This is a genomic window from Halobaculum sp. MBLA0143, assembly GCF_041361465.1.
Taxonomy (GTDB): domain Archaea; phylum Halobacteriota; class Halobacteria; order Halobacteriales; family Haloferacaceae; genus JAHENP01.
Map to the genome: position 1 here is coordinate 2,983,484 of NZ_JBGKAC010000001.1, position 7,905 is coordinate 2,991,388.

Genomic DNA, 7,905 nt, shown 5'->3' on the forward strand with positions numbered 1-7,905 from the left:
CCCCGGTGCATGGGTTCACGACCGCACCCCGACAGGCGTCGCCTCCTCCGTGCCGTGGCAGCCGCCGGCGGCGCCACGCTCGCCGGCTGCAGCGGGACGACGGACGAGACGACCACGACCTCGACGGCCACCGACACGCCGTCGACCACGACTCCATCCGACACGTCGCCGACCCTCACCGACACGCCGTCGACCGCGACTCCCTCCGACACGTCGCCGACCCCGGTCGATCCGAACGCGCTGACGGACCGGGCGACGGCGTTCGTCCAACTGCTCGCAGACGGGGCGTTCGCCGCCGCACACGACCGAGTCGCCGAGAGTGTCGCCGGGGCGTTGAGCGAGCAGCGTCTCCGGAACGGCTGGCAGCAGGTGACGGAGTCGGTCGGTTCCTACCGACAGCTCACCACCGCGGAGTACCGTGGCGAGACACAGGGGGTCGCGCTCGTCGTGGCCGTCGGGCAGTTCGCCGACGGCCGACAGCGGTTCGTCGTCGGCTTCCGCGACGGCGGGATCGTGGCGTTCCGAGTTCGGCCCGCAGAGCGAGCGGAGTGGACGGCACCGGCGTACGCCGACGAGTCGTCGTTCACCGAACGAACGCTCACGCTCGACGCCCCGGGGGAGTGTTCGCTCGGGGGGACGCTCACGCTCCCGACGGCAGACGCCGCGGGCGAGACGGTCCCGGGGGTCGTGCTCGTCCACGGGAACGGTGCGCTCGACCGCGACGCGACGGTCGGCCCGAACAAGCCGTTCAAAGATCTCGCCTGGGGACTGGCGAGCCGTGGTGTCGCCGTCTTCCGGTACGACAAACGGACACACGCCTGCGAGGTGGCGCTCGCGGACGCCACGATCGACGACGTGACCACCGACGACGCGGTCACGGCGGTCGACCGACTCCGTTCGACCGATCGTGTCGACGAGGTGTTCGTCGCCGGCCACAGCTTCGGCGGGCTGCTGGCCCCGCGGATCGCGACGCGCGCCGACTCGGTCGCGGGGGTGGTGTTGCTCGCGGCCGGCCCGACGCGCCCCATCGCCGACGCGATCGTCGCACAACAACGGCACCTGGCACGGCTCGACGGAACCGTCACGGACGCAGAACGGCAGCAGTTAGACCGGACACGGGCCGTCGCCGAACGGATTCGGAGTCTCGACATCGAGGACGACGAGGTGGTCGCCCGACTCGGCGGCGACGAGTACTACCGGAGTCTCCGCGAGTACGACCACGCCGAGACGGCGGCTGCGCTCGACGTGCCGGTGTTGGTGGCACAGGGCGGACAGGACTGGCAGGTGACACGCGAGGCGGACTTCCGACGGTGGCGGTCGGCGCTGGACGGCGAGCCGAACGTGGAGTTCACGACCTACCCGGAACTCAACCACCTCTTCCAGCCGTCGACGGGGAAGGCGACCAGACAGGAGTACTTCGTCCCGGACACGCACGTCGCCGAGCGGCTGATCGTGGACGTCGCCGGGTTCGTCACGGACAGAGGGTGAGCGCTGAGAGACCAGAAGACGTATCTTCGCGGACACTGACCCGTGGCACATGAGTGAGCCGTCGCCGGAGAACGTCCTCTTCGTCGTGCTCGACACGGTCCGGAAAGACCGGCTCGGTCCGTACGGGTACGAGCCGGACACGACGCCGGGGTTAGACGAGTTCGTCGCCGGAGACGACGTGACCGTGTTCGAGCAGGCCGTCGCGCCGGCGCCGTGGACCCTCCCGGTCCACGCCTCGTTGTTCACCGGGATGTACCCGAGCGGCCACGGCGCAGACCAGGAGAACCCGTACCTGGAGGGCGCAACCACGCTCGCGGAGTCGTTGTCCCGAGAGGGGTACGCGACGGCGTGTTACTCCTCGAACGCCTGGATCACGCCGTACACCCACCTCACGGACGGGTTCGACGACCAGGACAACTTCTTCCAGGTGATGCCCGGCGACCTGTTGTCCGGGCCGTTGGCGCGAATCTGGAAGACGATGAACGACAACGAGACGCTGCGGGCGGTCGCCGACAAGCTCGTCTCGCTGGGCAACGTCGCCCACGAGTACCTGGCCTCGGGCGAGGGGGCCGACTCGAAGACGCCGGCCGTGATCGACCGCACGAAGTCGTTCGTCCGGGACGCCGAGACCGCCGGCGACAACTGGTTCACCTTCGTCAACCTGATGGACGCCCACCTCCCGTACCACCCGCCGACGGAGTACGCCGAGGAGTTCGCCCCCGGGGCCGACTCCACGGAGGTGTGTCAGAACTCCAAGGAGTTCAACGCCGGCGCGTACGACATCGACGAGTCGGAGTGGGCGGCGATCGAGGGGTTGTACGACGCGGAGATCGCCCACATCGACGACCAGCTCACCCGGTTGTTCGGCTGGCTCCGGGAGACGGGACGGTGGGACGACACCGCGGTCGTCGTCTGTGCCGACCACGGGGAGCTCCACGGGGAACACGGGTTCTACGGTCACGAGTTCAACCTGTACGACCAGCTCGTCAACGTCCCGTTGCTGGTGAAACACCCGGAGCTCGACGGCGGTCGCCGGACGGACACCGTGGAGCTGATCGACCTCTACCACACCGTCCTGGACACGTTGGACGTGCAGGCGGGCGTCCCGGCCGCACCGGACGAAGAGAGCGTCCCGTTGGACCCGACACGGTCGCTGCTGTCGTCGGACTACCGTTCGTTCGCGGACGCGACGGAGCCGGACCCGGGCCAGACGGCGGGCCCCGACGGAACGTACGGCTTCGTGGAGTACTCTCGCCCCATCGTGGAGCTGAAGCAGTTGGAGGAGAAGGCGAGCGCCGGCGGCGTGGCGCTGTCCGAGGAGTCGCGGTTCTACTCCCGGATGCGGGCCGCCCGCGCCACGGACGCCAAGTACGTCCGGATCACTCGCGTGGAAGACGAGGCGTACCGGCTGGACGACGACCCCGGTGAGACGGAGAACCTGGTCGGCACGGGCGACGAGCGGCTCGCGGAGACGGAGCGTCGGCTGTCGGCGTTCGAGGAGGCCGTCGGCGGTGCCTGGACGGAGCCGGGCGACGTGGACGTGACGGACGATTCCTTGGACGAGATGGACGACGAGGCCGAAGAACGGCTCCGCGATCTCGGCTACGTGGAGTGAGCCCCGGACGTTCTTACGGGCGGACGCCGTAACGCGGCCGTGACACCCGCTCGCCCGGGCGACACGGAGGTGTGTCAGTGACCGACCGTGAACGCGACAACCGGAGCCGCCAGGAGTCGGCGGCACTGGACGCGACACGAGACGTGCCCGAGGAGCCGCCGGACCACGAGGGCGAGCGGGCGGACGCGACCCGGCGGGTGTCGGCGGTGGATCACCGTGCGGCGCTCGTGACGGCGTTCGAACACGACGGCTACGACTGCGAGCTCGGCCGGCTGGAAGACGTGTTCTACGGCTTCGTCAGGGTGCCGGGCGACCACGACCGGCTCCACCTCATGTGGGAACTGGACGTGCCCGGTGAGTTCGGCTACGGCCCGGACGAGGACGGCTGGGTCGGCTTCGACACCCGGTCGGCAGACCGGGAGCTGTCTCCCCGCGAGGCGGCGATGGCGCTGGCGGGGCTGGCGACACAGGTCGCACAGCGGAGTCGATCGGTCCCGGAGTAGCTACTCGACCCGGCGGCCGGCGGCGACCGACGGGAGGTCGCGTCGTTCGGCTTCGATCTCCAGTTCCGACAGTGCCGCCTCGACGTACTCCCCTTCGGCGTACTCCGCGCCGTCGGCGAGACGCTTCTGTTGGGCCAACGCCAGCACCTCTCCACGACGGTCGTCCGGGATGGCGTACTTGTCGACGACGAGTTCGATCGTCAGTCCGTTGTGGTCTTCGGTGTACAGGGCGTGGAAGGCGCCACGGTCGTACTCGCTGAACCCGTGATCGGCGTCGGTCAGTCGCTCTCTGATCTCCGGGAGCCGTTCGTGGTCGATCCGGAAGGCGAGGTGGTGGACGGCGCCGGTCCCGGGCCGTTGCTCGTCGGCAGACTCGCGGCCCTCCTCTACGAAGAAGGTGACGAGCCGGCCGTCGCCGGTGTCGAAGAACAGGTGGGTCACGTCCGGGCGGTCGAGGTTCGGCTGTCGCAAGACGAGCGACATACCCAGCACGTCTCGGTAGAAGGCGACCGTCTCGTCGGGGTTCGACCCGATCAGAGTGACGTGGTCCGTGCCGGTCGTCTGGAGGAGGCTGTCTGGTGTGTCGGCGGAGACTTCGGGTTCGCTCACACGTCTGATACGGGCGGGAACCACTTAGCTCCACGCGAGACACGCGCCGCACCAAGTAGTACCACTCCGCCAAGTAACGCCCGAGCCGTCCAGTACGCTGTCGAAGCTGGTTGCACTCTACTACCCAAGTGTCAGAGAACCGAACCGAGCGGCGGCGTAGCGGTAGCCGACCGCGCCGCCCAGCGCCGCCAGTGCGACGGTGGCGCCGACCCCCAGCCACAGTGCGGCGGGGCCGAACCGGGCGGCGAGGGCGACCCCGGCGACCGACGGCAGCGACAGGGCGACGACCGCGACGGAGTGAACGGCGAGTGCGGTCTTCGACGGGGTGAGCGGCCCTTCGGCGTCGGCGGGCCCCAACCCCCGGAGCCGCGGGACGCCGACGCCGATGGCGACGGAGAGGGGGGCGGTGCCGACGGTGAGCCCGACGCCGGCGACCACGCCGGCGAGCGTGACCCCGGGGCCGAACCCCGCCAACGGCCCCGCGACGAGGACGGTTCCGGCGACCGCGGGGACGGCGACGCTGGCGGCTGCGAGCACGTACCCGCGGACGACCCCGCCGCCCGCGAGCGGGCTGGCGAGCAGGAGCGGGAGTCCGGCGCCCTCGCTGGACAACGGGTTGAGCGTCGTCCCGACGCCGGCCGCCCACGCGCCGTACAGTCCGAGCACCACCGGGAACGCCGGCGGGTAGTCGCCGCTGACCAGAACCGTCCCGGCGAACAACAACGGGATGCCCAGGAACACGAGCGTCTTCGGTCGGCGGACGGTCTGGAGCCACACCCGCCTGGCGACCGCCCGCGAGCGCTCGTCGGCGAACGGGGTTAGGATGGTGTCGGCGACGGCCGCGCCTCTGCTCCCGCCGGCCCCCGGCGCCGGCGGGTCGCGGAACCACGTCCGCCGAGCGAGCCGTTCGGCCCAGAGGTACAACGGCGGGGCGACGGCGACGCTCCCGAGCAGGGCGGCGGCGGCGAACGCCGGGCGACCGGACGCGGGTGTCCCCAGGAGGAACAGGTCACCGTACCACCCGAGCGGCGTCTCGGCCAACAGGGTCACCACCGTGTCGAGTCTGAGCGCCAGCAGCGTCGCCCCCATCAGCGCCGCGCCGGCGGCCAGCAGCCGCACCCCCGGAGAGAACACGTCGCCGCCGGTCGTCTCCACCCACGTCAGCGCCAGGACGTGGCCGACGAGCTCGGCCGTCACGAACACACACAGCGCGGCGACCCCGCCGGTCGGGAGGCTGGCGACCCCCCCGCCCCGGACGGCGACGGAGACGACGGTCGCGGCCGCCAACAGCCCGACGAACGCGAACCGCCGGGCGTGTTCGGCCGCGAGCGTCCCCAAGAACGTCGCCCGGACGCCCGCCGCCGGCACGACCAACGACGCCCCGTCCACGTCCGCCAGCCGCGTGGTCGCGCCGACGGCCGACAGGACGACCGCCCCGAGCCAGGCGACCGCGGCACCGCCCTGGGCGTAGGTGCCGAACGCGACGGCGTCCGAGAGGGTGTCGAACCCGCCCGGCCCCGGCGGACCGCCGGAGCCGTCGAGGAGGAGGCTCGCCCACGACCCGACGACGAACACGACGAGGAGCCCCGTCCGGCGTGGTCGCGCCAGCGCCCGTCGGAGCGCCCGCCTGACGTTCGTTCGAGCGACCAACACCGCGGTCGCGGCCCCGAGCGGCAGCCGTCGCCGTCGGGGGCGTGTCTCCGGGGTGAACCCCGCGTCGTCGCGCCGTCCGTCAGTCATTCGTCGACAGCGCCGCCGGCCCGGCGCCGGCGTGGTCGTCGGTCAGCCGCATGAACGCGTCCTCCAGGTCCTCGCGGCGGTCTCGTAGCTCCGTCGGCGGCCCCTCGGCCCGCAGCCGACCGTCGACGAACACGCCGACGCGGTCGGACACCGCCTCCGCCACCGGGAGGACGTGTGTAGACAACAGGACGGTGGTCCCGCGCCCGGCGACGGTCCGGATCGTCTCGCGCACCCGACGGGCCGCACGCGGGTCCAGCCCGCTCGTCGGCTCGTCGAGGATGAGCAACGCGGGGTCGTGGACGGTCGCCTGGAGCAGCCCGAGCCGCTTCGCCATCCCGGTGGAGTACGCCTCGATGCGGCGGTCGACGGCGTCGCCCAGCCCCGCCGCCGACAGTGCGGCCTCGGCGTCGACCGACAGCCCGCGGATACCGGCCGCGTACTCCAACTGCTCGCGACCGGTGAGTTCCTCGAACAACGGCGGCTCCTCCGGGAGGAACCCCACCTCGCGGGTGACGGCCCGCCGGTCGGTGACGGGGACGCCACACACTTCGGCCGTGCCGGCCGTCGGCGCCACGAGCGTCGCCAACAACCGCATCGTCGTCGTCTTACCGGCGCCGTTGGGGCCCAGGAGGCCGTACACCTCTCCGGCCGGAATCGAGAGGTCGAGTGACGCCACCGCGACCGTCTCGCCGTACTCCTTCCGGAGCCCCTCGGTCTCCACCACCGGCCCCCCTCCGCCAGACATACCCCTCGGTATCGGACCCGGAGACGTAAATCCGCCGCCCCGTCGCCACCCCACCGGCGCGACGACTGATCGACGGCGTGAGCGGCGTTGTGACCGACGGACGGCGAGAACGGGCGGAGTGTCGTGGGCCGACGCGGGGCGTGGGCCGGAGAGGGGCGGAGGGACCGCTGCGCGAGACTGTGGCGGTGTGGTACGCGGGGTGTGGGTCGGAGGGCCGTGGTGGAGTGGTGCGTGGGGTGTGGGTCGGAGGGCCGGCGCCCGGGGACACTGGGCCGGAGCGACGGTCAGTCGGCGTGGCCGCGACCGGCGACGAGGCCGACGACGTTCACAGCCAGCAGCGCGAGGAACGCCGGCAGTTCCCCGGCGCCGAGCCCGCCGACCAGCAGCCACAGGTGTGCGGCCGGCGAGAGGGTGCCGGTCCAGAACGCGGCGGCTCTGACCGGATCCAGCAGCGTGTCGGCGTCGACCGGCGGGAGGGACTGGCGAACGGTGCTGGCTGACACGGGTGAGTGGTTCGTCGACACGGGTGGTCGCTCCACTCGACCCCTGGAGCGGTAGCCACCTATAGCCGCCAGTCCGTTCGGCGTGGTTCGCGTCCGTTCGCGGCCACACTCCACCGTTCGCGTCCGTTCGCGCCCGGCTCACGCCGGAGTCGTGACTCTTCGAGACAGTTTTAGAACCGCCGAGAAAGTTTACACGCCCGTCTCTACACGTCTCGTCGGCAGGCAGTGCTCCGTCGGCAGACCGTGGTCACTGGTCGTCGCCAGAGGAACGAGAGAACCGTCGCGGCTCGCACGGCGCGGCCGACACGCCGGCCCGGGTGTGAGCGTCACTCGGCCGTCGTCACAGGTCGAGGTCGGTGCGGTCGATCAGCCCCTCCTCCAGAGCGTGTCGGAAGCGCTCGTCCAACGGCTGGTCGGCCCAGTCTTCGGGTCGCTCCTCCTCGGGCACGTCGTACACCACGTTCGTCAGCGACTCGTGGAGGAACCGGCCGTTGTGGCCACACTCGTCGCAGGTCCGGACCACGTACTTGACGCTGTAGGCTCGCTCGACCGTGCTCGTACACTCCGGGCAGACGTACGTCTCGGTGCTCACACCGGAAACCACGGGACGGACACACTCGGATGTTTGGGTTTCGACCGCCGATACGGTCCCGCTGGGCGGAACCGACGCCGACAAACCCCGCCGGGCCTTACCGGAGTTCG

Annotated in this window: 8 protein-coding genes; 3 read left to right on the plus strand and 5 right to left on the minus strand. The window is 71.2% G+C overall.

Annotated features, from left to right (window positions below):
- Positions 1-9: 9 nt before the first annotated feature.
- The 3 genes from RYH79_RS15455 to RYH79_RS15465 all read left to right on the plus strand — a co-directional run bounded on the left by RYH79_RS15455 (position 10) and on the right by RYH79_RS15465 (position 3,606).
- Complete coding sequence (locus RYH79_RS15455; RefSeq protein WP_370900683.1) at positions 10-1,488, plus strand: alpha/beta hydrolase; 1,479 nt, start codon at positions 10-12, stop codon at positions 1,486-1,488.
- Between the two features lie 49 nt (positions 1,489-1,537).
- Positions 1,538-3,103 carry a sulfatase gene (locus RYH79_RS15460; protein ID WP_370900685.1) on the plus strand — a complete coding sequence of 522 codons (1,566 nt, stop codon included), beginning with the start codon at positions 1,538-1,540 and terminating at the stop codon, positions 3,101-3,103.
- 77 nt (positions 3,104-3,180) lie between these two features.
- Positions 3,181-3,606, plus strand: a complete 426-nt coding sequence (locus RYH79_RS15465; protein WP_370900687.1) for a hypothetical protein — start codon at positions 3,181-3,183, stop codon at positions 3,604-3,606.
- Here RYH79_RS15465 and RYH79_RS15470 read toward each other — a convergent pair whose 3' ends face one another.
- From RYH79_RS15470 to RYH79_RS15490, 5 genes are all read right to left on the minus strand, one after another.
- Positions 3,607-4,215: a VOC family protein gene (locus RYH79_RS15470; protein ID WP_370900689.1), complete on the minus strand. Its 609-nt coding sequence runs from the start codon at positions 4,213-4,215 to the stop codon at positions 3,607-3,609.
- Positions 4,216-4,335: 120 nt separating this feature from the next.
- A complete protein-coding gene (locus RYH79_RS15475) occupies positions 4,336-5,955 on the minus strand; it encodes a hypothetical protein (RefSeq protein ID WP_370900692.1) in 1,620 nt (539 codons plus the stop codon).
- Positions 5,948-6,700: an ABC transporter ATP-binding protein gene (locus RYH79_RS15480; protein ID WP_370900694.1), complete on the minus strand. Its 753-nt coding sequence runs from the start codon at positions 6,698-6,700 to the stop codon at positions 5,948-5,950. The genes RYH79_RS15475 and RYH79_RS15480 overlap by 8 nt, the downstream gene beginning before the upstream one ends.
- A 284-nt stretch (positions 6,701-6,984) precedes the next feature.
- Positions 6,985-7,203 carry a DUF8028 family protein gene (locus RYH79_RS15485; RefSeq protein WP_370900697.1) on the minus strand — a complete coding sequence of 73 codons (219 nt, stop codon included), beginning with the start codon at positions 7,201-7,203 and terminating at the stop codon, positions 6,985-6,987.
- A gap of 340 nt (positions 7,204-7,543) precedes the next feature.
- Positions 7,544-7,795, minus strand: coding sequence for a hypothetical protein (locus RYH79_RS15490; protein WP_370900699.1), 252 nt, complete (start codon positions 7,793-7,795; stop codon positions 7,544-7,546).
- Between the last annotated feature and the right edge of the window lie 110 nt (positions 7,796-7,905).